Source organism: Amorphoplanes digitatis (genome assembly GCF_014205335.1).
GTDB lineage: Bacteria > Actinomycetota > Actinomycetes > Mycobacteriales > Micromonosporaceae > Actinoplanes > Actinoplanes digitatus.
Window position 1 is genome coordinate 1,632,838 of sequence record NZ_JACHNH010000001.1, and the last position, 23,383, is coordinate 1,656,220.

Sequence of the window (23,383 nt, forward strand, 5' to 3'; positions counted from 1 at the left end):
CCGACTATCGTCACCCACAGTGGAGTCTGGCTTATGCCACCGACGGTACTTGGCGGGTGGCTACGCCGACTCGGTCTGTTCCTGGCGGGCCGCCCGGCGCTTGCTGATCATGCTGGCGATCTGGCCGACCACCAGCACCAGGACGACCGCCGCGACCACGCCCTGCCACGGTTCGGGGAAGATCGAGCCGCCGGCCACGCCGATGCCCGCGTAGACGGCCGACCACAGCAGGCAGGCCGGCGCGTTCGCCACGAGGAAGGTGCGCCAGCTCAGGCCGAGGAACGCCGCGGCGAGCAGCACGGGCACCCGGCCGCCCGGCAGCAGCCGGGAGACCAGCAGCACCGGCACCTGGCTGCGGTGCAGCCGCTCCTTCATCGCCGTCAGGTGTTCCTCGCCGCGCAGCCAGTGCAGGCGCCGGGCGAGTTGTTCGCCGCCCATCAGGCACATCGCGTACATGACCAGGTCGCCGGCGTAGGCGCCGATCGCGCCGGCGGCGATGACGAGGACGATCAGCAGCGGGTGGTTGTGGAAGGCGAGGGCGGCGGCGGCGCTGACCGCCGCGCCGGTGGGTATGACCGGCACGATCGCGCCGAACGCCACCACGAGCGACAGCCACGCCAGGGCCCCGAGTTCGGATATCACGTGGCCGGCTCGAAGCTGAGCGTCTCGCCCTGTGCGAGCACCCGGACCCGGGTGTCGGGTGAGGTGCGTGCGGCGTGCCGGGCGAACTCGGTGCCCGGGTCGTGGAACATGTGCGGCCGGATCCGGCTCAGGCCGGCCGGCCAGAACGTGCCGTAGTGCACGGGTACCGCCCAGGCGGCCTTCACCCGGCGCAGCGCCTCGGCGCCGTCGGCCGCGTCGAGGTGGTGCTGCGAGCCGAGGGTCGGGCCCCAGCCGCCGACGGGTATCAGCGCGAGGTCCAGCGGGCCCAGCGAGGACATCCCGTCGAACAGGCCGGTGTCGCCGCTGTACCAGGTGCGGGCGGCGCCTTCGACCACGAAACCCATCGCCACCGATCGCAGCCGGGACCACGGGCCGCGGCCGCCGTCGTGTGCCGCCTCGACCGCTCGCACCGTGACCGCGCCGACCGTGGTCTCCTGGCCGGGCAGGAGTTCGACGCAGCGGTCGGCGTAGGCGGCGCCGAGGCCGTTGGCGACCAGCGCGGTCGCGCCGCGCGGCACGATCAGCAGCGGCTCACCGGGCACGGCCCGCAGCGACCGCAGGTGGAAGTGGTCGGCGTGCAGGTGTGACAGCAGCACCGCGTCGGGGGCGCAGGGCAGCTCCGGCCGGGGCCCGGCCAGCCGGCGCAGGTGGATCACCCGGTTGGTGAGCAGCGGGTCGGTGAGCAGGCAGACGCCGGAGTCGGCCAGCCACATCGTGCTGTGCCCCCACCAGGTGACGCTGGTCCCGCTCACATACCAACCGTACGGGACCGGGCACACAGCCGTCTGAGAGCGCGGCCGCAGATCCGCGCGTACAGGTGCTGGCCGAGCACCGCGACCGGGCCGGCGAGCCGCATCGGCAGGCGGGCCGGCGCGCTGAACGCGGTCACCGTGAACCAGACCCGGCCGTCGGCGTCGCGCTCGACCGTGAACGACTCCTCGCCGCGGACCTGGTGCCCGGGCAGCGTGCCGTAGCCGAAGCCGGCCAGCTCGGTGCCGGTCGCCGCCCACACCACCTCGCACGGCGCCACGAGGGGCCCGAGCCCGACCGTCAGCCGTACGCCGGGAGCGGCCCGGTCGGCGTCCGTGCGGATCCGGGCGCCGGTCGCGCGGTGCATCCGCAGGGTCAGGATCGCGTCGGCCGCGGCCGCGAAGTCGTCGCGGCCGAGTTCGGTGCGGTAGTGCAGGTGCCGGTAGCCCGTGGGCAGCGGCTCGTGCCGGGTCGCGCCGACCTCGGCGTAGGTGAACCCACTCATGAATTTCCTCCCTGATCAGAGTCGTGCCCCGGCGCGGCGCCAGCCCACCATGCCGCACACCGCGAAGCCCAGCGCGTTCGCCACCCCGTGCGTCGCCGCCATCCAGCCCAGCGACGGGTGCGGCAGCCCGGTCGCCTCGCCGAGCGCCCAGCTCACCGCGAGCGCCATCGACACCGCGAGCACGGCCGCGGAGCCGCCGAGCAGCGCCGCGGTGAGCCGGTCGGCCGCGCCGGTGCGCGCGTAGCGCCAGACCAGCCAGCCCACCGTCCACATGCCCGCGGTCAGCACCAGCGCGCCGGCGAGCTCGACAGCCTCGCCGGTGAAGTAGCCGAGCAGCACCAGCAGCGTGCCGGCGGGCACGGTCAGCGCGGCCAGGTCGGCCGCCCGGCCGGGCGCCACCCGGGTCAGCAGCCCGGCGATCAGCGCGGCGGCGAACCCGGCGAAGTGGAAGTGCGCGACGGTCAGCGCCAGCACGTCCAGGTCGAAGGAGAAGAGCCGGTATCCGGACCGCTCGGCGATCAGCGCGCTCGCCGCGACGGCCGGGCCGACCAGGGCGGTGAGCACGGCGGCCTCGGCGGGCCACTCGCGGCGGGGTCGCGGCGGGCGACTGACCGCGTACGCGCACAGCAGCGCCGCCGCCACCGCGTAGACGGTCGCCAGGGCGGTGGCCGCCGGGCCCCGGGGCAGCCACAGGCTGACCGCGCCGGCGACCGCGCCGACGGGCCAGCACCGGCGGGCGAGTTCGATGCCGGGGTCGGCGAGCAGTCGCAGCCCGGCCGGGACGACGACCAGCATGCCGACGATCACCAGGAGGTTCACCAGCACCCGCATGGCACCCACCCACTTCTTTGAACGTGTTCAAATATGAGGCCACTGTAACCCACGGGGGTGGGGTCGCTGAAGTGGTGTGGGTTCCTGCACACTGGCTGCCGTGAGGGTGAACCCGGGTACGGCCGCGTGAGCAGCACAGAGCCGGTTCCGGAGACCCGGATGATGCCGGGCGACGAGCTCTCGGCCGACGACGCGTTCCTGGCCCTGCGGCACTACGGCCGCTGGCATCTGCTGCGCGACGCCTTCGTCCGGTTCCGCTACGGCGACGGCTTCAGCCACTCCCGGGCCTTCGCGCTGCAACTCTGCCTCGCCATCGTCCCGTTCCTCATCGCGCTCTCCGGGCTCGCCACCGACCTCGGCGTCTCCGCGGGCGGCGAGGTCGTCGCGGACACCGTTATCGCGCTGACGCCCGGCGCCAGCGAGCCGCTGGTCACGGAGCTGCTCGAGGACGACGACCGCACCGAGGACGCCGGCGAGCTCGCCCTCGCGCTGGGCCTGGTGACCGGCCTGTTCGCGCTGACCTCCGCGATGGCGCAGATCGAGCGCGGCGCCAACCGGATCTACGGCGTCGAGCGCGACCGCAAGGCGCTGCACAAGTACCTGCGGGCGGCGGTCCTGGCCGTGGTGGCCGGGCTGCCGGCCCTCTTCGGCTTCCTGCTGCTGGTCGCGGGGCATTCCGCCGGGCAGTCGGTCGCCCGGCACTACGGCTGGGGCGAGGGCGCGCTGACGGCCTGGGACTGGGTGCGCTGGCCGATGAGCCTGGCCCTCATCGTGTTCGCGGTGGGGCTGCTGTTCCGGCACTCGCCGCGGCGCCGCCAGCCCGCGCTGAGCTGGCTGCTGTTCGGCGCGACGCTGGCCACCATCCTGTGGTGGGTCGCCAGCCTGCTGCTGGCCGGCTACGTCGGGGTCAGCGACGGGTTCGGCGCCACCTACGGGCCGCTCACGGCGATCATGGCGCTGCTGCTCTGGGCCAACCTCACCGGCATCGCGCTCTTCCTCGGCCTGGCGTTCGCCGCCCAGCTGGAGGCGAAGCGGGTCGGCGTCTCCCGGCCCGCCCTGCAGGACGTGTGGGAGCCGGGCACGGACGAGCAGCCCGCGGACGCCGCCGTACCCCGGCAGCGCGAGAGCGGTGTGAGTTCCGACCCGAAGGGGTAACACCCGCGCACAGGGCGCGAGCCCCCGAGCGGGCGGGAGTCACACGGATGTCGACCGAGCACGGCACGGTCCACCGGCGAGCCGGCTGGACGCCGGCACGCCATTTCACCGAGCGCAGCGTGCTCGGGCTGTCGGCGGTCGTGGTGATCGGGCTCGGTTTCGGCCTGCTCCTGCTGCTGGTGCGGCTGCGCTGGGAGCCGCTGGAACGGCTCGACCGGGCCGTGGCGGACGGCCTGAACGGCCTGGTCGCCCCGTACCCGCCGGCGGTCACCGTGCTCGAGGCCGTCGCGCGGCTCGGCGGCCGGCCGATCATGATCTGGCTCGTCACTGTCGTCGTGGCGCTGCTGCTGATCCGCCGGAGCTTCCGGCTCGCGGTCTACCTGGCCGTCACCGGTGCCGGCGCGCTGCTGCTCGACCCGTCGCTGAAGACCCTCGTCGGGCGGCTGCGCCCGGTCGTCGAGGCGCCGGTCTCCGCCGCGCCCGGCAACAGCTTCCCGAGCGGCCACGCGCTCGGCTCGATGGTCGTGTACGGCGCCCTGCTGCTGGTGTTCCTGCCCGCCGTCGCGCCGCGCCGGCGCAGCCTCGCCATCGGGCTGACCGCGGCGGTCATCGCCGTCATCGGCGTCACCCGGATCGCGCTCGGCGTGCACTTCCTCTCCGACGTGCTCGCCGGCTGGCTGCTCGGCGCCGCCTGGCTCGGCGTCACCGCGTACGCGTTCCGGGTCTGGCGCCGCGAGGTCGGCCGGCCCGTCGGCCCGGTCGAGCAGGGGCTCGAGCCGGAGGCCGGCCACGACGTGACCCTGGCGCCCGACGGGGAGAAGGTGCTGCCGCACCCCTGGGCCGGCGCGGCGGTGCTGATCGTCGGCTGGGTGTTCACCTTCGGGGTGCTGTACGTGCTCGGCTGGATCCTCACCAACCGCACCGGCGGCACCTGGATCTCCTCGGCCGACGTCGGCGCGGTGCGCGCGTTGCAGAGCCTCCGGACGCCCGCACTGGACGACCTCAGCTACGCCTGGAGCAAGGCCGGCGACACCCACCTGATCCTGGCCGTCTCGCTGGTCTTCTGCCCGCTGGCGGTGGCGGCGTGGCGCAGCTGGCGGCCGGTGCTCTTCGTGGTGCTGGCCATGTTCGGCGAACTCAGCCTCTTCCTGACCACCGCTGCCGCCGTCGGCCGCCCGCGGCCGCCGGTCGAGCAGCTGGACGGGCAGATGCCGACGTCGTCGTTCCCCTCCGGACACATCGCCGCGACCATATGCCTCTACGCCGCGATCGCCCTGCTGGTGGTGCCGCGGGTGCGGGCCTGGTGGCGGTGGCTCTTCGTGGCGGCGGCGGTGGTCATGCCGCTCGGGGTCGCACTGTCGCGGATGTACCGCGGCATGCACCACCCGACCGACGCGCTGGGCGCGGGCGTGCTGGCGGCCTGCTGGATCACGCTGCTCTGGTTCGTGCTGCGGCCGAACGCCGACGTCGGCGACCCCGAGGGTGCGCCCGCGGCCGCGGACCGGGAACCGGCCGAGGTGCCCGCCAGGTGACGCTGCGATTCCTGACCTGGAACATCAAGACCGGTGGCAGCGGCGGCCGGCTCGACGCCGCGCTCGACCTGCTGCGCCGGGAGCGGCCGGACATCCTGGCCCTCCAGGAGCTGCGCGGCTTTCCCGGCGGCCGGATGCGGGACGTGGCCCGCGCCCTGAACATGACGCCGTTCCTCGCGCGGTCGGTCCTCGGCCAGCCGGTCGCGGTGCTGGTCCGGCCGCCGCTGCGGATCGTCTCCTGGTCGGCGCTGTGGTGGCGGCTGCACCACGCCGCCGCGGTGGTGGTCACGCCGACGGCGGCCGGGCCGGTGACGGTGGTCAGCACCCACCTGAACCCGTTCTCGCCGAGCCGCAGGCGCCGCGAGGCACGCCGGCTGGTGGCGCGCTGCCGTGCGGCGCCGGGACCGGTGCTGATCGCCGGTGACCTCAACTCGCTCGACCCGGGTACCGATCACGCCGAACGGCTGGCGCGGCTGCCGGAGCATTACCGGCGCCGCCATCTCGGCCCGGACGGCGCGGCCGACACCCGGGCGATCGCGGAGTTCGCGGCCGGCGGCCTCACCGACCTGTGGCAGGTGGCGGGGGAGGGCGACGGGCTCACGGTGCCGACGACCGCCGGCGGTGGCGGTGAGTTCTCCGCCGCCGGGATGCGGCTCGACTACGTGCTGGCCACGGCGCCGATCGCGGCCGCCGTGACGCGGGTCCGGGTGATCCGCGGCGCCGAGGCCGAGTACGCCTCCGACCACTACCCGCTCGTCGTGGAGCTGGACCTCTAGGCCCTAGGCGTCGGCGACGACGCGGTCGCGGCCCTCGCGCTTGGCCACGTACAGGTTGCGGTCGGCCAGGGACAGCAACGCCGACGGGGTGGCCCGGCCCTCGGCCGCCGTGGTCACGCCGATGCTTGTCGTCACGGCCAGCGTGCCGGTGATCGGCTCCCAGGCGTGCGCCCGGATGCGCAGCCGCAGCCGCTCGCAGCGCTCGGTCGCCTCTTGCGCGTCCATGCCGGGCAGCACCAGCAGGAACTCCTCGCCGCCCATCCGGGCGGCGATCATCGCGCCGCTCACCGACTCCGACAGCAGCTGGGCGACGTTCTGGAGCACCGTGTCGCCGGTGCTGTGCGACAGCGTGTCGTTGACCCGCTTGAAGTGGTCCAGGTCCAGGATCGCGACCGAGATCGGCGTCCGCGTGGCGACGGCCTCGCCGATCAGCGCGGGCAGCCGCTCGTTGACGTAGCGCCGGTTGTAGAGCCCGGTCAGCGCGTCGCGGTGGGCCATCTCCCGGAAGTGCTCGCTGGCGCGGCGCGCCTCGGTCGCCTCGAAGACCGCCTGTAGCGCCCGCGCCTGCGCCTCACGCTGGGTGGAGTGCAGGGCGGTGGCCGCGGAGTGGAACGCGCGGTGCTCCTCGTACGCCTCGCGGAAGCGGCCGGTGGCGGCGTACAGCGCCGCCTGCTCCTCGCGCGCCTGCGCCCGTACGCGATCCAGGCCGCGCTCCTCCGCGAGCCGCACCGCGGTGTCCAGGGCGGCCTGCGCACCGGCGTAGCGCCGGTCCAGCCGGCGCGCCTCGGCCAGGGTGAGCAGGCACAGCGCCGAGGTGTCGCCCTCGAGGGCGACGATCGTGGACTCCGCGCCGCCGTCGACGAGCGTGTGCAGTGCCTCCTCGACCGCCGCGTAGTTGCCGCTCATCATGTCGATGCGGGCCACCGTGTCGAGCTCCAGCGTGCCGAACGCCCGGCCGCCGCGCGCCTGCACGGCCCGCATCTGCGCGACAAGCTTCTGTGCGCCGGCCTCGTCGCCGTTCTCGTAGGCCGTGAAGGCCATGTTGTTCAGGATGTTGAGGGCGAGTTCGAGGTCGTTCTCGGCCGTGGCCAGGGCGAGCGCCTCGCGGAAGCGCCGGTCGCCCTCCTCGGTCGAGCCGCTCTCGTCCAGCGCCACCGCGAGCGCCATCAGGTGCCGGGCCCGGACGACCCGCGGCGCGTCGTCGGTGAGGTTGGCGACGGACTGCACGGCGTGGGTGAGCGCCTCGGAGAGGTCGCCGATCTGCCGGTAGAAGAACGACAGCGCCCGGTGGGAGCGGGACAGCAGGAACGCGTCGCCGTGCTGCTGCGACCAGGCGAGCACCTGATGCGCCCAGCGGCCGCCCTGCTCGGACTTGCCGTCGCGGACCAGGACGGTGGCGCGCAGCAGCCGGGCGCGCATGGCCAGCGCCTCGCCGCCCAGCTCGGTGGCCCGGCGCTCGACGACGGCGGCGGGAGCGGCCGTGGTGCGGAACTGCGACGGCGGGCGCGCCTCGAGCTCGACCAGGGTCGCCTCGAGCGCCGCGAGGTCGTCCGCGACCACGGCGTCGACGGCTGTTGTCGCCTCCGTCGTCACTGGCGTCCTGCTTTCCCCATGGGTCCCGGCGGGTCCTTGGCAAGCTCCCGATCGGGTACCCACGCTGAATGCTGAGGGTCCGCCAGTTGCGAATCGGTTAGTTGCGCCGGGTACAGACCGGCTTTGAGGCGGCGACCTGGTCGACCGTGTAGACCACGGCGACGGTGAAGCAGTAGTCGATCTGCTTGTTCAGCCCGTACACGACGTAGTCGGTGGTGCCGGCGGGAAGCTGCTGGAAGGCGCGCTGCTCCTGCCCGGTGCGGCCGCCGGAGATCAGCACCGGCCCCTCCGAGCCCTTCGGATAGCGCCAGGTAAGCGACACGCTGTCCCGGTTGTCCTTCAGCGTCACCCCGGCCGGCGCCACCACGGTGGTCGTCGGCGACGGCGACGGCGCCGGCGAGGTGCCGGCCGTCGCCGCCGGCGCCGAGGGCGCGGCGGCGGGCGGCGCCGCTTCCCGCTCGTCGCCCGGCAGCGTCGCGACCACGACCGCGGCCGCGACCGCGATCCCCGCGACGAGCACCGCGGCCAGGACCAGCGACTGCCGGGAGGCGCGCGGGCGGGTCTTCTCCACCGGTACGGGCAGACGGCGGTCGGTCACCGGTGCGGTGGCCCGGTCGACGGGCTGCCGGGGGATTCTCGGTCCCGGCGGATAGGCGTCGGGCGGGTAGGCGTCGGGCGGGAACGAGTCGGGCGGCCAGGGGCCGGGCGGCTCGACGGTCCAGGCCTGCGGCGGCAGCGGCTCGGCCGGCACGCCCTGTTCCGGCGCCCGCTCGAAGGCCTCGGGCGGCCGGCCGGCCGACGGCTGGTCGGCCGACGGCTGGTCGGCCACGTCGCCGTCCGGCACCCGGGCGGCGGGCTGGTGGATCGCCGGCTCGTAGCCGGCCCGCTCGTCGACCGCCGGTTCGGCGGGCGCGTCCTCCGGCGCCGGTGCGGGCGGCGAGGTCAGCGGCAGCGTGAGCGCGGGTTCCGGGCGGGCGTGCCGGCCGGTCAGGTCGCCGGGCGCGGGCCGGCGTACCGGGTGCACGCCCGGGACGGTCGTGGCCGGCACCCGGGTCACGCCCGACGCCGGGCCGCCGGAGGTCGGTCCGACGGAGCTCTGCACCCGGCCGCACACGTGCCGCCCGGTGGCCGGCGCCCCGGCGAGCCGGGCGACCTGTTGGGCGAGCGCGTGGTCGGGCGGCAGGTGGCGGGCGCACAGCTCCTGCGCCTGCGCGAGATGGGCCTGCGCCTCGCGGTCGCGGCCGCACTCCCGCTCCATCGCGCCGAGCCGGGCCAGCATCTTGATCCCGGCCGGGGCCGCGTCGCCGTACGTCTCGTGGTGCCGGGCCCAGGCGTCGGCGAGCCGGGTGCGCGCGGTGGAGCAGTGGCCCGCCGCGTGCTCGGCGGTGGCCAGGTCGGCCTCGGCGGCCAGCACCCGCGGCGACAGGCTGCCGTCCAATGCGGTCAGCTCGCCGACCAGGTCGTGGTAGAGCTGGGCCGCCCGGCCGTGGCTGCCCACCCGGTGCAGGACGGCGGCGTGGGTGGCCGCCGCGGCGACCGTGCGCTCGTCGTGCGGGCCGTGCAGGCGCTCCTCCGCGGCGTGCGCGAAGCCGGCCCAGGTCCGCGCGCCGTGCGGATCGCCGAGGGCGATCAGGATGCGTGCCTGCAACGCCGCGGCCAGCGCGAGGTCGGGGGAGGCACGCTGGGGATCGATGTCGGCCGGGTCGAGCACGTCGGCGAGCAGCTCCCGGGCACCGGCGAGGTCGCCTGCGGAGGTCAGGGTCTGTGCTCGGGCGGTCAGTTCGGCGAGCGGAGGTGCCACGCCTCATAGTGTCTGTTCGGACACCCTAGGTTCAAGTCCCTCCGCGCGTGGACCCGGTCCCACCCGCGTGACCCGGACGCCGTATAACTCGGTTATGACCGCTGACAGCGTCGCCGACGTCAAGCGCGAGATCCTCGTCCGGCACCTCGAGGCGTGGGCGCCCGCCGCTCTGCACCGGGCCCGCCGCGCCACCTACGCGCACGGGTACGCCGACGCCGGTCCGGACCTGGCCGAGGCGGCCCTGCGCGTGTTCGCCGAACAGTCCGACCTGGTCAGAGGCCGGGAACTGACGATGGTGGCGGTGGGCGAGCAGACCACCGAGGTCGGTGAGCGGCTGGCCGCGGTGCAGCGGGACGCCGACGCGGTGGCGGGCCTGAGCGTGCACACCGTCGCCGGTGGTACCGACGCCTCGCTCGCCGTCGCGCTGACGGCGGCCGGCGCTGCCCGCGTACCGTTGCTGGGTTTTCTCGATGCGACCGCCGCGGGCGTGCCGCCGGCCGCGGCCACCGTCGCGGCGATCGCCGCGGGCCGGCCGGCGGAGGCCATCATCGTGCTGCGTGCCGAGGGCTTCGCGCCGGAGGAGTACCGGGCCGGGCTGCACGCCGCGGGGTTTCCGCTGGTCGCCGCGGTGGAGCTGGCCGTCGACGAGCGGCCCGGTGAGGTGCTGATCTTCGCGACCGCCGCGGGCAAGAGCCTGGAGGGCTTCAAGGACACGCTCTGGGCCGTCGACGAGTACGCGGGGGTGCGCTACCGCGACCCGGGCGACCCGGAGCGGCACCTGATCGACATCTCGCTCAATCCGCACCCCGGGCCGCTGCGGCGGGAACTGCTCAGCCACCTCGCCGAGGTGGGCGAGGCGACGGTGACCGAGCTGCGGACCTTCGCGCTCACCGAGACCGTCTACCGGGCCGCGGACGCGACAAGGGTGCTGCACGCGCTGCTGACCGCCGGGTCGGTGACCCGGCGGCCGGAGCACGGCAGGCTCGGCGGCGACGTGGTGATCGCCGCCGGTTAGGTGGTCAGGAGCGGGACTTGTCCTGCTTCCACGACAGCGGACCGGGCAGGTCGACGCGGTGCGCCCGCGCACGCGAGTTCCACGACCAACGTCCGATCTTGATGGACCAGGACGAGAAGCCCCGCTGGGTGAAGTTCAGGATCAGCGGTCCGAACTTCCTGCGACTGCGGAACATGATGCCCATCGGTGAGAGTCCTTCCGTGGATAGCCGGTTGGCCGGAAGGTTCCCGATCGTCGATATTCGCAAACGCGCTAGCGCGGCTGCCAGGCGTCGGGCCTGGTGGTGAGCTTGCGGACGTGCGCCGGCATGCGGCCGCTGATCAGCTCGGCCAGGCTCACCTCGTCGACGACCTCGCGCACGGCGGACCGCACGGCGACCCACAGGTTGGGCAGGTTCTCGGCCGCGCCGGAGTACTGCGTCTCCTCGGGGCGCAGCCCGCGGACTCCCGCGAGTGGACCGTCGACGGCCCGCAGCACCTGGCCGATCGTGATGTCGCGTGGGGACTGCGACAATGTGTAGCCGCCCTCGGCGCCGCGCTGAGCTCTGACCACCCCGGCGCGGCGCAGGTCGGCGAGAACCGCCTCGAGGAACTTTCGAGGCATGTTCTGGTCCTGGGCAACGGCCTGGGCGGACATCAGGGCCGGGTAGGCGTGGGCCAAGCTCAGCGCCGCCCGTACCGCGTAGTCGCCGCGCGCGGAGATCTGCACACCACCATCATGCCGCGTCTACGCCCGTCGCCCTCGCGCACCCCGGGAAATATGGGAATTCGGGCATTACTTTCAGTCATTAGCCAGTCGCTGAGCGGGGACCCGGGCCCCGATGTCGGCCACGCCGTCGGGCACCTGGTCGGGCATCGGCGTCGCCACGCCGGTCCGGAACGCGCCCGGGCTGAGCCCGACCTCGCGGTGGAAGAAGCGCCCGAAGTTGGTCGGCTCGCCGAATCCGAGCCGCCGGCCGATCTCGGCGACGGACAGGTCCGTGCAGGCCAGCAGGCGTTGCGCCTCGAGCGCCACCCGGTCGTCGACGACACGCTTCGCGCTGCGGCCGGTGACCGCGAGGCAGGCCCGGGTCAGCGTGCGGACCGAGCAGCCGATCCGCGCCGCGTAGTCCTCGACCCGCCGGCTGTGCGGGTGGCCGTCCTCGAGGTCGCGGCGGAACCGCGCGAACGTCCGGCTCTCCGACGTCGTCGTACCGCCGAACCCGTCGGCGGAGTCGGTGAGCAGGGCGATCCGCAGCAACAGGACGGCGAGCTGATGACGCAGCAGGGCACCCGCGACCACCCCCGAGGAGTGCCGGGCACAGTCGACGCCGAGCTGGGCCACCTCGTTGATCACCGCGTCCGCGTCCTCGCCGGTCAGCTGCCAGTGGTTCGGCCCCGGCAGATCGTCGACCGGCACGCCGGCGACCTCGGCGGCCGAGAGCAGCTCGCGGTCCCAGGAGACCAGCGCCGCGTCCAGCCCCGGCTCGACGCCGAAGCGCATCGCCTGACCGGGACGGATCCAGAGCAGGGTGCCCGGCCGGCAGGGGTGCGCGGCGAAATCGATCTCGACCGTGCCGTGTCCCGCGGTGGTCAGGGCCAGCAGGTGATAGTGCAGCAGCCGCGGCGCCGGGTCCGCGACGGCGAGGTCGGTCTCCGGCAGCGTCCAGGTTCCGACGCCCGCCCAGTTCGGGGCGGGTGCGTGCCTGGCGAGGCTCGGACCGGAGGTGACCATCGAGCCCGACCGTAGCGGGCCGTGACCAGTGATGCACGTGCGAACCCGGAGAGCGGACTTTAATGGGGTTAAATCAGACATAAAGGTGTGGTCGGTGGTGCTATTCGCTTTCTGTCCGGTAATCAGCTTAGGCCCGTTGAATGTCCGTTTCTCACCCTGTTGCGTTCTATCGGCCCGGCTTGTGTTCGATCGGCTCGGCCGGCCCGTTCCGGCATGTAAAAGGCGACCCGCGCGGACCGGCAGTGTCCGCACGGGTCGCCCCGGCAATTCCTGTCGTTATCGACCGGCGAGCAGCCGGTTCACCGCCGCGTCCACGTCCAGGTGTTCGGACTCCCGGCCGCGCGGCACCACCACATAGGTGCGCCGCAGGAACCGGACCAGAACGCTGCGCGGCACTTCGAAAAGCGCGTTGCCGTCGGGTGACGACAGCGCCAGGGCGACGAAGTCGCCCCGCGGCGTGGCCCACGGCCACACCCGGACGTCGCCGATCCCCGCGGGCTCATCAAGCCCGGTCACAAGCAGTTCCCGCGCGAAGGACCAGCTAACGGCTTCCCCACCGGCTGATTCTGCGTGGAACAACACGTGGACCGCGTACGGGTCGGCTGGGTCGTACCGCAGACTGGCGCGCACGGGCAGAGCCGTGGCGTCTGGCGCTACGAGCCGCAGCGAGGTTTCGACCTCGACGGTCGTTGGACGAATGGTACTCATGGACGAACTCCCCCCGGCACCGCTGCGAGGCTGGTGAACCCCGCGTTTCCCATACTCAGGTGATCCCTGTCATTACGCTCCGCCATACGCTGATCTCACCCAGTAGTGGGAAGACGGTTCCGATAAGCTCACCGAACGAGCCGTTAAACGGTATCTTGTCCTGTTCTGCCCATGTACTCGGTTCCGCCCGGCGTCGGGTGGTCCAGCAGTTGACTCACTCCGGTAACGTCCATTCCTCCCGGGTAGTGACGGGGCTGGGGAACACTGGGGGATGAAATGACGGGGAGCCCGCGATCTTTGCCGCGAAAGTGAACGAGATGTCCCAAACCGACCCCATGACCGAAACGCCGCCCGAGGAGCACTCACCTCTCGGGGTGCTCGACCGAATCCGGGCCAATCCCACCGGCCGGCTGGCACTCAAGATCGGTATCGGAATCCTCGGTGGTCTCGTGGTCGCCCTGGGCATCGTGCTGATCCCGTTCCCGGGCCCCGGCTGGGCGATCGTGATCCTGGGCCTGGCGATCTGGGCCGTCGAGTTCGTCTGGGCGAAGCACCTGCTCCACTTCACCAAGAAGCACGTGCAGGGCTGGACCCGATGGGTGCTCGCGCAGTCGCTGCCCCTGCGCGCGCTGATCGGCCTGGTCGGCTGCGTATTCATCTGCGCGGTGGTGTGGACGTCGGTGAAGCTCACCATGGACGTCGACCTGGCGTCGGTGATCTGGGACTACGTCACCGGGGGTTGACGCGCCGGACCCTGGTTCGCATCAGAGGTCGCCGGTCCGGTACAGTCTGACTCCGTTGAGGGCGATTAGCTCAGCGGGAGAGCGCTCCGTTCACACCGGAGAGGTCACTGGTTCGATCCCAGTATCGCCCACCAGCACCGCTATGCAACCGGATGCCCGATTTGGGTATCCGGTTGTTGTTGTTTGGGAGTCTCCTGACCTGCGATTATGCGGATCAGGAGGCCGGTTCGTGTCCAACTATGGTCCTGTCCCGACCCGGCTCGGAAGGGCCTGGGTGAGGTAGCTCTGTACCGCCGCAGATCGGATATTCGATCGAGGCGTTGGGGAAGACCGGGCATCATCGTGCGATGACTGACCGCAAGCCGACGATCGTCCTCGTCGACGATCTCCGCTCGTTCGTCGACGGTCGGCCAGCCGAGGTGGCTCGCACAAGCTCGGCTGGCGTCGAGTTCCTCGACCGTTATCGCAGCCACCGGCTCGATGAGCTTGGCTCGACCATGACCTCGGCGGCGATGACACCATTTGGCCGGTCGTGGAAGTCCTGGAACGGGCTGCCTTCGAGGGCCGGCCTTTCGATGTCGGTGTCGTCATCATCCACTCGGCCAATCCCGCAGGCGCCGCGAAGATGGCGCAGGTCGCGGTCCGGAGGGGCGTGGACCGCGGGTGTCACGCGCCCCTGCGGGTAGTAACATTGCTACACGCGCTTGGGGGTGGGAGCTGTGACGGTCACCAGATTGTCGAGCCGTGAGTTCAACCAGGACACAGGACGGGCCAAGAACGCGGCTCGCAGCGGCCCGGTCTTCATCACTGACCGGGGCAGGCCGGCGCACGTGCTGCTGACGTTCGAGGACTACGAGCGGCTGACCGGTGGCCAGGAGAGCATTGTCGACCTGCTCGGCTTGTCTCCGGATGAGGCTGACGTCGAGTTCGAGATCACCGCGTCGCGCGACCTGGCCCGGCCTGCGGACCTGACCTGATGTTTCTGCTGGATACGAACGTCGTCTCCGAGTTGCGCAAGGCCAAGGCCGGTCGGGCTGACAAGAACGTCGTCGCGTGGGCGGCCGGTGCTGCGGCCAGCAGTATGTTCGTCTCGGCGATCACTGTTCAGGAGTTGGAGATCGGGGTTTTGCTGGCCGAGCGGCGTGATCCGGCGCAGGGTGCGATCCTGCGTCGTTGGCTGGAGGCGCAGGTGCTGCCCGCTTTCGCCGAGCGGATTCTCCCGGTTGACACCGCCGTCGCGCGGCGCAGCGCTACTCTGCACGTTCCTGATCCGCGGCCCGTTCGTGACTCGCTGATCGCGGCGACCGCACTCGTGCACGGCATGCCGGTCGTCACTCGTAATGTGGCCGACTTCGCGCCCGCGGGCGTTGAGATCATCGACCCGTGGCAGCCTCTCGACGACAGTGCCTGAGCCTTCGCCGGTAGCCGTCGAAGAGCCGACAGGTGGGGCTGGGCATCCGGCGGTCACGGCCTTGGCGGTCATGATCCAGCAGGGGGGCAGACGGCCATGGTCGCATTGTCGATGCTGACGACGGATCGGATCGGCATGGTGGCGATACGGCGGGCAGCGACCGGTGATGAATCGATCAGATCGTGCGTCGACGCACTGCCGCTAGGGTCACGATGGGTCCTGAGCTGCGGGAATGCGGTTCGTATTCTGCCAACTATGGTCCACCACAGTTAGTGCAGGTCAACGGCTCGCTACCGGATCCTCGGTAATGAGCCGTTTCGTTTTGCTCCTTATGGTGGGAGCACAAGATCAACCCCGCGCCACAGGCTCACGGTGGTGAGGTCGGCGGCAACCCGCAGCCCGTTCGCACCGAATTCGTACCGCCGCCGCACCTGTGCCTTGGTGAGCTTACTGACGTGACGGGACGGGGAATACCGGCTGTTTGGCGTGCCCAGGGCCGCGAGCGCATCCCTCGCTGGTACCTCGGTCTTGGTTGCCTGATTCTGGCTGCCGTTCCGCCGGCATCGCCGACGGTACGGGTCTGGCTGTACACGTCGCTCGCCGCTTTGGTGCTGACCGCCCTGATCATCGGCATACGCCGATACCGCCCAGCCTGGTCACGGCCATGGTGGTTGATGGTCGCCACGATCGGAATGTCGGTGCTGGCCAATCTCGGATGGGCCACGGCGATGACACCGGCCGGCGTGGTGCGATTCCCGTCCCTGGGCGATCTGTCCTACGCGCTTTCGATGTGTCTTCTGATCACCAGCGCCTACTGGTGGATCCGGCCGGGCCGATATCGCGGCGGACTCATCGACGCGGCGATCGTCCTGACCGGTGGCGCCGCCGTGGCCTGGGTGATCATCTTGGATCCGCTGCTCTTCGGTGACCGGTTCACCGGGCTACGGCTGGGCGCCTACCTCTGCTACGTCGGCCTCGACCTGCTGTTCCTTGCGTTGACGGTGCGGGTCGCGGTGGTCTCCCGCGTACGCACCATGGCATACCGCCTGATGGTCGCTGCCGCAGCCCTGTGGATCGCGACCGACACCATCTACTACGCCGCGAAGGCCGTCGGCGCGGTGCAGGTGGCCACCTGGGCATCGGTGGGCGGGCTGACGGCGTACGTGTTGATCGGTGCTGCGGCGTTGCACCCGTCCATGGCCCGCAGCACCGGCAGTATGCCGCGAAATGCCGCCCCGCTGTCGCGGACCAGGCTGGGCGGCTATGTCACGCTGACCGGGCTCATCGCCGCCCTGGGTGTGTTCGTGGCCGCGACCCTGGGGTCCGGTCATCTGACGTTGCGGCTGAGCGTGGTGTTGTGCCTCGGCTGCGCCACGTCGGTTCTCCTGATCGCCCGGCTGGCACAGCTCGGTGCGGCCGTCAACCGGCGCGCCTACATCGACCCACTGACCGGCCTGGACAACCGGGCCGTCCTGCAGAACCATCTCCACCGGCGCGCGAACCATGGCCGGGCGCTCCTGGTGCTGGATCTCGACGGCTTCAGGGAGATCAACGCTGCCTTCGGCCATCCGGCGGGCGACGCCGTGCTCGTCGAAAGCGGTCAGCGCCTGCGCGCGACAGCACCCGGCGACGCCGTGGTGGTACGGCTCGAAGCCGACGCCTTCGCCGTACTCACCCGCGGCGACGAGGCTGAGTTGCATGACCTCGCCCAGCGGCTGCGGCAGGCCATCGCCGAGCCGTATCCGGTGGCCGGCCTGACCAGCCGCCGGGTCCAGGCCAGCGTCGGCGCCGTCACCATCACGGCAGGCGGCGACGCCGGCACGGCGCTGCGCGACGCCGATCTGGCTCTCCAGAATGCCCGAGCCGAGGGCAACGGGCTGTCCATTTTCAATCCGAGCGCGTACGCGCAATGGCGGGCCAACCGCGACCTCGTCGCCGACCTGCAGCGTGCCGTCGGGGCGGGCGAGTTCAGCATGCACTACCAGCCGATCGTCGACCTGAACACCGGCGGCATCATCGCCGCCGAGGCCCTGCTGCGCTGGACCCGCCCGGACGGCACGCCCGTCTCACCGGCACAGTTCATTCCGCTCGCCGAACAGAGCGGAGAGATCACCATCATCGGCGACTGGGTACTTGACCAGGTCTGCGCCGATCTGGCCGGCCTGTGGAGCGCGCACCGGGTACCCGTGACGGTGAACGTGTCGGCGCATCAACTGCGTGACGCGGGGTTCGCCGACCGTGTGCTGAACCGCCTCCGCTCCGCCGACCTGCCTGGCCAGTCCCTGATCGTCGAGATCACCGAAACCGTCCTGATCACCACGGTGACCGATGCCGCCAACACCATCGCGCAACTGCAGCAGCTACGCGACCACGGTGTCCGGATCGCCATCGACGACTTCGGCACCGGCTACTCATCGCTGGCCTACCTCCGCGAACTGCCGGTCGACATCCTGAAGATGGACGGCTCGTTCACCTCACATCAGATCGAGGACGGCAGCCCGCGTGAGATCGCGTTCGTGCGCACGATCGTGGCCCTCGGCCGCAGCCTGAACCTGGTCACATTGGCCGAAGCCGTGGAGACCCCCGGACAGGCGGAGCGGCTGCGCCGCATCGGTTGCCACCTCGCCCAGGGATACCACTTCGCCCGGCCGGCCCCGATCGGCACCCTGCACGAGTTGCTCACCGCCGAACGACCCGGCACCCTCGAAACGGCTGCGTGACCACAGACGCGACCACCGCCCGATCGGGTTCGGCGCAATCTGCGGCAGCGGCGCCGCCCGCGCGGGGTCAGCAGATTGTCACGCAGCGCCTTGTCCAGGTTCTTGCCGGTGAGTCTTTCTACAAGCCGGCCCAGCACCATCAGACCCACGCTGGAGTAGCGGAACGTCGTGCCGGGCACTCCACCCTTGACCAGTGGCGTGGTCAGCACCGCCTTCCAGCGGGACGCGTTGTCGGCCAGGCCGGTGACCTTGGCACCGACCGGCAGCGCCGACGTATGGGCCAGCAGCATGGCGACGGTGATGGCGCCCTTTCCGGTGCCGGTGAACTCGGGCAGGTACTTCCGCAGCGGCTGGTCAAGCTCGACCTTGCCCTGGTCGACGAGCTGCAACACCAGCAGCGCGGTGTAGACCTTGGTCAGTGAGGCCAGATCGAAGATCGAGTCCGGCTTCATCGCCACCCGCTTGTTCGCGGCCAACTCCACCGGGCCGGCCTTGTAGCGCAGGGCGTGACCGACAGCCGAATGCAGCGTCGTTTTTCCGTCGACCATGACCAGGGCGACCGCTCCGGCGTAACCGGGATGCTTCGGGTTGTCGGAGGTCGGCTTCAGGTACCTCGTCAGCACGTTCCGCACCCGAGCCGCGTACGCCGGCGGCGCCGCGGCCGAAATCTGATCTGCGACCGGCACCAGTGTCGGTGCGGGCTCCGTCCAGATGGGCGTCGCCTTCCCGCCGCATCCTGTCAGCGCTACCGCGGCGGTGGAGATACCTGTTCCGAGCAGACCGCGACGAGTGAGGGGCACGGCACGCATGATGGCACAGGAAGCCGCCGGTCCAGCCGTCTGCGCGGTCAGGGCGCGGCGTGGTCGCGGTAGGCGCGGTGGCGGGGCTCGGGTTCGGTTCCGGTCACGACGCGGTTGCGTCCGGCTTGTTTGGCGGCGTAGAGGTTCCGGTCGGCGGCGGCCAGGGTGGCGGTTTGGCTGCGCGGGGTGGTCTCGTTCGCGCCGGCGACGCCGACGCTGACGGTGATGTGCAGGCCCTTCGTGGTGTCGTGCCAGTCGTGTTCGCTGATGGCCCGGCGGATGGTGTCGAATTTCGCTGTGGCGGCGGCGACCGGTGTGAGCGGGAGTACCAGCAGGAATTCCTCGCCACCGAGTCGGGCGGCGAACCCGGTCGCTGCCGCGGCGGCGAGGTGGGTGTCGAGGAGCCGGGCGACCTCGGCGAGTACCTGGTCGCCGCCGTCGTGGCCGAGCGTGTCGTTGATCCGTTTGAAGTGGTCGATGTCGAAGATCGCGAGGCTCAGGTCCGGATCCGCGGCCAGGAGCGCGGGCAGTTTCTCATCGACGTAGCGGCGGTTCCGCAAGCCGGTCAGTGGGTCGCGGCGAGCCTGCTCCCGGAACTGCCGGGCTGCCTCGCGGGCCTCCGCGGTTTCGAACATGGCGTGCCGGTTCAGCGCCTCCGCCAGCTGCTGCCGGGCCTGGAGGTCCTCGTTGGTGGCGAAGACGACCTTCTGCGCGGCGAACGCCGCGGCGTAATCCCCGCGGGCGGCGTGCAGTTCGGCCTGTTCCTGGTGTACCCGGACAAGGAGCGTGTGCAGGTCACCTTCGACGCACAGCTCGCGGGCGGCGTCGAGGCTCACCTGTGCCCGGTCGAGGGCGCCGAGGCCGTGCTGGGCTCGAGCCAGATTGAGCTGATATTCGGCCAGTTGGCCGGAGTGGTCGAGCTCCCCGGCCTGGAACCGCGCGATGCATTCCAGCATCACCTGCTCGGCCTCCGCGTACTCGCCGTGCTCGATCTGGATCGCGCCGATCGTGTCTAGCATTCCGGGGTTGAGGTCCAGGCCGTGCGCTGTGGAGTACTCCTGCATCCGGTGGGCGACCGCCCGGGCCTGCGGGAGGTCGCCGGCCTCCTGTTCGGAACATGCCCAGTTGTTCAGCACCATGAGGAGCTGCTCCCACTGCCGCAGTTCCCGGGCCAGCGCCTCGACCTGCTGGAACCGCGGCCGCGCCGAGTCCATGTAGCCGTTGTCGGCCAGCGCATCGGCCAGCGTGCAGCGGTACCAGATCTGCATGTGTGGGGTGGCGGTGTCGTCGAGCAGTTCGACCGCGCTCAGCGAGTACTCGAGGAACTTGGCCGTGTCGCCGAACAGCCGCTCGACGTTCGCCCAGGCCACGTAGGTGCGGGCCTGAAGGCAGCGGTCGCCGTGCTCGACGGCCCAGCGTTCGATGTCGGGCAGCTGCCGGGCCGCTCCTGCGAGATCGCCGGTCCGGCGGAGCATGTTGGCGCCGAGGAGGCGGGCGCGGACGACGAGATTCTCTTCGCCCAGGGCGATGGCCTGCCGCTCGAGCTCGGCCGCGGCGGCCTGTCCAGCCTCGGGATCCGTGACGGTTTGGTCCTCCATCGCCAGCACGGCAGCCGACAGTTGCTCGGTCTTGGCCCCGCCGCCGTCCAAGAATCCACCCCCCGGTCCCGATTACCGCGTCTTATCGGGGGCCAGGCAACTCGGCTGAGGAATTCCCGGGGCACTGTGAGCCAACCCTCGGCCGCAGGCAGCGGCGATGGCGGCCCGTTCTACGGCGAGGCCTCCGACGCACACGGCGCGCATTATGATCTTCGGGCTCGGCGGCGCCGGGATGGACATGAGGAGATGGACGTGACGACTCAGCAATGCCCGATCTGCCGTGCCGATCTGCCCGCCAGTGAGCGGTACCCCGACCGCCTGTGCGCGGGGTGCGCTGCCAGAGCCGTCGACACCGAGGGACGGCCGCTGACGTTCTACAACGTCGCCTTCTCCGGTGGGTTCCGGGCGGTCTTCACCGACGACGGGACCGATGCGGACCAGGTGAGCCGCGACCACATCGTGCTCGTGGACGGCATCCGCTGTTGGGCTGACGAGCATCGCTTCGGTGGAATCGTGGTCCGCCCGGCCCCGGAGTCGTGACCGTCGGTTCCACCGTGAGGTGGCGCCGCTAGGCGGCGGGTAGGGCGGCGGCGGCCAGGACCACGCGGTCGCGTCCGCCCTGCTTGGCGGCGTACAGCGCGTCGTCCGCGGCTTGCAGCAGGGTGGCGGGGGACTCCGGCCCGGTGTAGACGGTCACGCCGGCACTGAACGTCGTGACGATCGTCGCGCCGCCGAAGATCAGCGCGTTGTCGCGCACCGTCTGCCGCAGCGCGTCCAGCCGGGCCACCGCCTCCGCCGGCGTGGCTCCGGGCAGGAGGAGGACGAACTCCTCGCCGCCGTGTCGCGCCACGACCTCGCCGTCGCCGAGGGCGCGGCTCAGCGTCCGGGCCAGCTCCACCAGCACGGCGTCGCCGGCGGCGTGGCCGTACTCGTCGTTGACCCGCTTGAAATGATCGAGGTCGACTAGGGCGAGGGCCAGCGGCGTACCGGCGTTCGAGGCGTGCTGGACCGCGGCGGCCAGGGCGTTCATGAGGTAGCGCCGGTTGTGCAGGCCGGTCAGATGGTCGCGGACCGCCTGCTCGGCGAGGTCCGCGCGAAGCAGTTCGATCGTGTGCAACTGCTCCCGGAGCTGGTTGTTGACGCGCTCGAGCTCGCGGCGCTGTCGGCTGCGCTCGGTGATGTCCCGGGCGACGAGTGCCCAGCCGATGCTGCGGCCGGCGCGGTCTTGCAGCGCCGACACGCGGACCTCGAGGTCATGCCCGGAGCCGGCGACATTCTGAATCGTGTGATCGACGTCGACGTCGGCGTCGAGGACGAGCTTGATGCCCGTCTCCGCGCCGAACAGCACGCGGAGCGTGGCGCCGACATAGCTGCTCGGCGCCTCCGGCAGCAGCGAGTGCAGCAGGCGGTCCGCGGCGGGGTTGAGGTTGAGCACCCGGCCGCCGGCGTCCACCACGACGACCGCGTCGCCGATCTTCTGGAAGACCCGCTCGTGGGCGACCGGGGCAAGACCGGGCAGCGAGAAGCGGGTCATCATCACGTACATGATCGGCGTGCTGACGGCGAAGCCGAGGACGGTCAGGTCGATGAGCTTGCCGTGCAGCGACAGCCCGATCGCGTTGAAGATGGCCGACGGCATCGAGATGATGACGGCGATCAGGTAGCCGCGGTATCGCGACGCTCCGCGTGCCCAACCCCGGATGACCCGGGTCAGTGCGATGCCCAGCAGCACGTAGCAGTACGTGGTGTGCAGCCAGAAGAGCGGACCGAAGATCGCCACGTACGCGCCGTCGAACCCGGTCGGCTCGGCGCCTGCGAAGAACTGGTGGTGCCAGGGGTTGGTCGCGACCGCCAGCAGGCAGAGCGCCGGCTCGATGGCCAGCCAGGTGAGGTGCCTGCGGGTCAGCCGCCAGCCGCGGTCGATCGTCGTGTACGAGAAGCAGTGCCAACTGGCGACGACGGCGCACACCCCGATGAAGGCGGAGCCGAGAAGTGCCAGCACGATGCCGGGGTCGCGGAACTGCATGGACGCGGCGTCGACGACCGCCCACTGGGTGATGCCGGCACCGAGGACCGCCATCGCGCCGTAGCCGGGCGCCTGGTGGCGGCGTCGCCAGCCGGTGACGGAGACGGCCGCCGCGATGCCCGCGGCCGTGAGGAAGAGCAGAGTCAGCACGTACGTCGCCACGCCGCCGCCTCCTCACTCGGAATACATGAGGTTCATCGGCAGGGCGGAACCCGGGGTGAGAGCCGGAGCCCTGTGACCTATAGCGCGGCCGTCGCATCGGCTGGGACGTCAGCATCCCCGCGACGATCAGCCGTTCGCATCACTTGCGTGCCCGTCTAGCATTCGCGGTATGTTCCGACTCCGCCCCGTCCTCGCGCTGTCCGCCGTTCTGTTCTCCCTGGTCGCGTGCACCCCCGACAAGGCCGGGAACAGCGGAGGTGAGGCGGCTGCGGCCAGCCTGCCGTCCGGCGCCACGCTGGTGAAAGAGTCCGCCACGGCGATGCGTGAGATCAAGACCACGCGGTTCCTGATCACCGCCGAGGGCGAGGTCGCCGGGCTCAGCCTGCGCCGCGCCGAGGGCACGCTGACCGAGGAAGGCAGCGCGAAGGGCACCGCTCAGATCGAGCAGGCCGGCGGGGTCGTCGAGCTGGAGTTCGTGATCGTCGGCGACAAGCTCTACCTGAAGGGCCCGACCGGCGGGTACCAGACGCTGCCGCTCACGCTGGCGGCCACCGTCTACGACCCGTCCGCGATTCTCGACCCCGACCGTGGCATCGCCAAGGTGCTCGGATCGGCGACCAGCGTCACCACCGAGGCGTCGGAGTCGGTCGACGGCAAGGACGCCTGGCGCGTCGCGGTCGTCACGACCGGCACCGACCTGGCCGGGCTGATCCCCGGCCTGACCGGCAACATCCCGGCCAAGTTGTGGATCGCCGACGCCGACAAGCGCCTGCTCAAGGCGACCTTCACGCTGCCGGGCGGCACGGCGACCGCGATCTTCAAGGAGTTCGACGCACCAGTGACGATCAGTGCGCCCTAGCACCACGACCGCCGCGCCGGCA

22 protein-coding genes, 1 tRNA gene and 2 pseudogenes are annotated in these 23,383 nt (G+C 71.5%); 12 read left to right on the forward strand and 13 right to left on the reverse strand.

The features are described 5' to 3' along the window. Positions 1-60: 60 nt before the first annotated feature. From BJ971_RS07480 to BJ971_RS07495, 4 genes are read right to left on the reverse strand one after another with little or no spacing between them, the layout of a single operon-like run. Complete coding sequence (locus BJ971_RS07480) at positions 61-642, reverse strand: DedA family protein (RefSeq protein ID WP_239087538.1); 582 nt, start codon at positions 640-642, stop codon at positions 61-63. Beyond that, complete coding sequence (locus BJ971_RS07485; protein ID WP_184991046.1) at positions 639-1,415, reverse strand: MBL fold metallo-hydrolase; 777 nt, start codon at positions 1,413-1,415, stop codon at positions 639-641. Before BJ971_RS07485 ends, BJ971_RS07480 begins: the two co-directional genes overlap by 4 nt. Next, positions 1,412-1,918, reverse strand: coding sequence for a DUF1990 domain-containing protein (locus BJ971_RS07490; RefSeq protein WP_184991048.1), 507 nt, complete (start codon positions 1,916-1,918; stop codon positions 1,412-1,414). Before BJ971_RS07490 ends, BJ971_RS07485 begins: the two co-directional genes overlap by 4 nt. Positions 1,919-1,933: 15 nt before the next feature. After that, entirely contained in the window at positions 1,934-2,749 is an 816-nt protein-coding gene (locus BJ971_RS07495; RefSeq protein WP_184991051.1) for a YndJ family protein, read from the reverse strand. A 126-nt stretch (positions 2,750-2,875) separates the two neighbouring features. Here BJ971_RS07495 and BJ971_RS07500 point away from each other — a divergent pair, with 126 nt between their 5' ends. Genes BJ971_RS07500 through BJ971_RS07510 form a run of 3 tightly spaced genes read left to right on the forward strand, consistent with a single transcriptional unit; the run spans position 2,876 to position 6,212 of the window. Beyond that, entirely contained in the window at positions 2,876-3,904 is a 1,029-nt protein-coding gene (locus BJ971_RS07500) for a YihY/virulence factor BrkB family protein (RefSeq protein ID WP_184991053.1), read from the forward strand. 47 nt (positions 3,905-3,951) lie between these two features. Next, the gene (locus tag BJ971_RS07505; RefSeq protein WP_184991055.1) at positions 3,952-5,436 is read left to right on the forward strand and encodes a phosphatase PAP2 family protein; all 1,485 of its coding nucleotides are present in this window, start codon (positions 3,952-3,954) and stop codon (positions 5,434-5,436) included. Then, a complete protein-coding gene (locus BJ971_RS07510) occupies positions 5,433-6,212 on the forward strand; it encodes an endonuclease/exonuclease/phosphatase family protein (RefSeq protein ID WP_307837397.1) in 780 nt (259 codons plus the stop codon). The genes BJ971_RS07505 and BJ971_RS07510 overlap by 4 nt, the downstream gene beginning before the upstream one ends. Before the next feature lie 3 nt (positions 6,213-6,215). On the opposite strand, the gene BJ971_RS07515 is transcribed toward BJ971_RS07510, so the two are convergent. After that, positions 6,216-7,805: a GGDEF domain-containing protein gene (locus tag BJ971_RS07515; RefSeq protein WP_184991057.1), complete on the reverse strand. Its 1,590-nt coding sequence runs from the start codon at positions 7,803-7,805 to the stop codon at positions 6,216-6,218. A gap of 97 nt (positions 7,806-7,902) precedes the next feature. After that, a complete protein-coding gene (locus tag BJ971_RS07520) occupies positions 7,903-9,606 on the reverse strand; it encodes a fibronectin type III domain-containing protein (protein ID WP_184991059.1) in 1,704 nt (567 codons plus the stop codon). 94 nt (positions 9,607-9,700) lie between these two features. Here BJ971_RS07520 and BJ971_RS07525 point away from each other — a divergent pair, with 94 nt between their 5' ends. Then, on the forward strand, positions 9,701-10,621 hold the full coding sequence (locus BJ971_RS07525) for a hypothetical protein (protein WP_184991061.1): 921 nt from the start codon (positions 9,701-9,703) through the stop codon (positions 10,619-10,621). Between the two features lie 4 nt (positions 10,622-10,625). Here BJ971_RS07525 and BJ971_RS07530 read toward each other — a convergent pair whose 3' ends face one another. The 4 genes from BJ971_RS07530 to BJ971_RS07545 all read right to left on the reverse strand — a co-directional run bounded on the left by BJ971_RS07530 (position 10,626) and on the right by BJ971_RS07545 (position 13,042). Further along, positions 10,626-10,805 carry a DUF4236 domain-containing protein gene (locus tag BJ971_RS07530; protein ID WP_184991063.1) on the reverse strand — a complete coding sequence of 60 codons (180 nt, stop codon included), beginning with the start codon at positions 10,803-10,805 and terminating at the stop codon, positions 10,626-10,628. A gap of 68 nt (positions 10,806-10,873) precedes the next feature. Next, positions 10,874-11,329 (reverse strand): RrF2 family transcriptional regulator, encoded by a 456-nt coding sequence (locus tag BJ971_RS07535; protein WP_184991065.1) that lies wholly within the window; start codon positions 11,327-11,329, stop codon positions 10,874-10,876. A 72-nt stretch (positions 11,330-11,401) separates the two neighbouring features. After that, positions 11,402-12,334: an AraC family transcriptional regulator gene (locus tag BJ971_RS07540; protein WP_184991067.1), complete on the reverse strand. Its 933-nt coding sequence runs from the start codon at positions 12,332-12,334 to the stop codon at positions 11,402-11,404. A gap of 276 nt (positions 12,335-12,610) precedes the next feature. After that, a complete protein-coding gene (locus BJ971_RS07545) occupies positions 12,611-13,042 on the reverse strand; it encodes an SsgA family sporulation/cell division regulator (protein WP_020514863.1) in 432 nt (143 codons plus the stop codon). A gap of 335 nt (positions 13,043-13,377) precedes the next feature. Between BJ971_RS07545 and BJ971_RS07550 the strand changes: the two genes are divergently transcribed. The 6 genes and pseudogenes from BJ971_RS07550 to BJ971_RS40960 all read left to right on the forward strand — a co-directional run. Beyond that, complete coding sequence (locus tag BJ971_RS07550) at positions 13,378-13,785, forward strand: TIGR02611 family protein (protein ID WP_184991070.1); 408 nt, start codon at positions 13,378-13,380, stop codon at positions 13,783-13,785. 59 nt (positions 13,786-13,844) lie between these two features. Next, positions 13,845-13,919 (forward strand) — tRNA-Val (locus BJ971_RS07555). A 213-nt stretch (positions 13,920-14,132) separates the two neighbouring features. Beyond that, positions 14,133-14,533, forward strand: a pseudogene (locus BJ971_RS07560) (cyclic-phosphate processing receiver domain-containing protein). Continuing rightward, positions 14,505-14,762 (forward strand): type II toxin-antitoxin system Phd/YefM family antitoxin, encoded by a 258-nt coding sequence (locus BJ971_RS07565; RefSeq protein WP_127501662.1) that lies wholly within the window; start codon positions 14,505-14,507, stop codon positions 14,760-14,762. The pseudogene BJ971_RS07560 and the gene BJ971_RS07565 overlap by 29 nt, the downstream one beginning before the upstream one ends. Then, positions 14,762-15,196 carry a type II toxin-antitoxin system VapC family toxin gene (locus BJ971_RS07570; RefSeq protein WP_184991072.1) on the forward strand — a complete coding sequence of 145 codons (435 nt, stop codon included), beginning with the start codon at positions 14,762-14,764 and terminating at the stop codon, positions 15,194-15,196. Before BJ971_RS07565 ends, BJ971_RS07570 begins: the two co-directional genes overlap by 1 nt. Positions 15,197-16,413: 1,217 nt before the next feature. After that, a pseudogene (locus BJ971_RS40960) lies at positions 16,414-17,787 on the forward strand (putative bifunctional diguanylate cyclase/phosphodiesterase); the annotation flags it as partial. Here BJ971_RS40960 and BJ971_RS07580 read toward each other — a convergent pair. Together BJ971_RS07580 and BJ971_RS07585 are read right to left on the reverse strand one after the other, a co-directional pair. Continuing rightward, positions 17,676-18,725 (reverse strand): serine hydrolase domain-containing protein, encoded by a 1,050-nt coding sequence (locus BJ971_RS07580; RefSeq protein ID WP_239087539.1) that lies wholly within the window; start codon positions 18,723-18,725, stop codon positions 17,676-17,678. The pseudogene BJ971_RS40960 and the gene BJ971_RS07580 sit on opposite strands and share 112 nt — an antisense overlap. Before the next feature lie 38 nt (positions 18,726-18,763). Continuing rightward, positions 18,764-20,314: a GGDEF domain-containing protein gene (locus BJ971_RS07585; protein ID WP_184991076.1), complete on the reverse strand. Its 1,551-nt coding sequence runs from the start codon at positions 20,312-20,314 to the stop codon at positions 18,764-18,766. 252 nt (positions 20,315-20,566) lie between these two features. Here BJ971_RS07585 and BJ971_RS07590 point away from each other — a divergent pair, with 252 nt between their 5' ends. After that, positions 20,567-20,854: a hypothetical protein gene (locus BJ971_RS07590; protein WP_184999367.1), complete on the forward strand. Its 288-nt coding sequence runs from the start codon at positions 20,567-20,569 to the stop codon at positions 20,852-20,854. Positions 20,855-20,882: 28 nt separating this feature from the next. Here the strand turns inward: BJ971_RS07590 and BJ971_RS07595 are convergent, their stop codons facing one another. Beyond that, complete coding sequence (locus BJ971_RS07595) at positions 20,883-22,502, reverse strand: diguanylate cyclase (RefSeq protein ID WP_184991078.1); 1,620 nt, start codon at positions 22,500-22,502, stop codon at positions 20,883-20,885. Positions 22,503-22,671: 169 nt separating this feature from the next. Between BJ971_RS07595 and BJ971_RS07600 the strand changes: the two genes are divergently transcribed. Next, entirely contained in the window at positions 22,672-23,361 is a 690-nt protein-coding gene (locus BJ971_RS07600) for an LppX_LprAFG lipoprotein (protein ID WP_184991080.1), read from the forward strand. The last annotated feature ends 22 nt before the right edge of the window (positions 23,362-23,383 follow it).

What these genes read in the sequence shown, in the direction of transcription:
- BJ971_RS07530 (WP_184991063.1), bottom strand. Translation starts at nt 10,805, where the DNA reads ATGGGCATCATGTTCCGCAGTCGCAGGAAGTTCGGACCGCTGATCCTG.
- BJ971_RS07585 (WP_184991076.1), bottom strand. Translation starts at nt 20,314, where the DNA reads ATGGAGGACCAAACCGTCACGGATCCCGAGGCTGGACAGGCCGCCGCG.
- BJ971_RS07490 (WP_184991048.1), bottom strand. Translation starts at nt 1,918, where the DNA reads ATGAGTGGGTTCACCTACGCCGAGGTCGGCGCGACCCGGCACGAGCCG.
- BJ971_RS07525 (WP_184991061.1), top strand. Translation starts at nt 9,701, where the DNA reads ATGACCGCTGACAGCGTCGCCGACGTCAAGCGCGAGATCCTCGTCCGG.
- BJ971_RS07505 (WP_184991055.1), top strand. Translation starts at nt 3,952, where the DNA reads ATGTCGACCGAGCACGGCACGGTCCACCGGCGAGCCGGCTGGACGCCG.
- BJ971_RS07545 (WP_020514863.1), bottom strand. Translation starts at nt 13,042, where the DNA reads ATGAGTACCATTCGTCCAACGACCGTCGAGGTCGAAACCTCGCTGCGG.
- BJ971_RS07580 (WP_239087539.1), bottom strand. Translation starts at nt 18,725, where the DNA reads ATGCGTGCCGTGCCCCTCACTCGTCGCGGTCTGCTCGGAACAGGTATC.
- BJ971_RS07600 (WP_184991080.1), top strand. Translation starts at nt 22,672, where the DNA reads ATGTTCCGACTCCGCCCCGTCCTCGCGCTGTCCGCCGTTCTGTTCTCC.
- BJ971_RS07550 (WP_184991070.1), top strand. Translation starts at nt 13,378, where the DNA reads ATGACCGAAACGCCGCCCGAGGAGCACTCACCTCTCGGGGTGCTCGAC.
- BJ971_RS07540 (WP_184991067.1), bottom strand. Translation starts at nt 12,334, where the DNA reads ATGGTCACCTCCGGTCCGAGCCTCGCCAGGCACGCACCCGCCCCGAAC.
- BJ971_RS07495 (WP_184991051.1), bottom strand. Translation starts at nt 2,749, where the DNA reads ATGCGGGTGCTGGTGAACCTCCTGGTGATCGTCGGCATGCTGGTCGTC.
- BJ971_RS07570 (WP_184991072.1), top strand. Translation starts at nt 14,762, where the DNA reads ATGTTTCTGCTGGATACGAACGTCGTCTCCGAGTTGCGCAAGGCCAAG.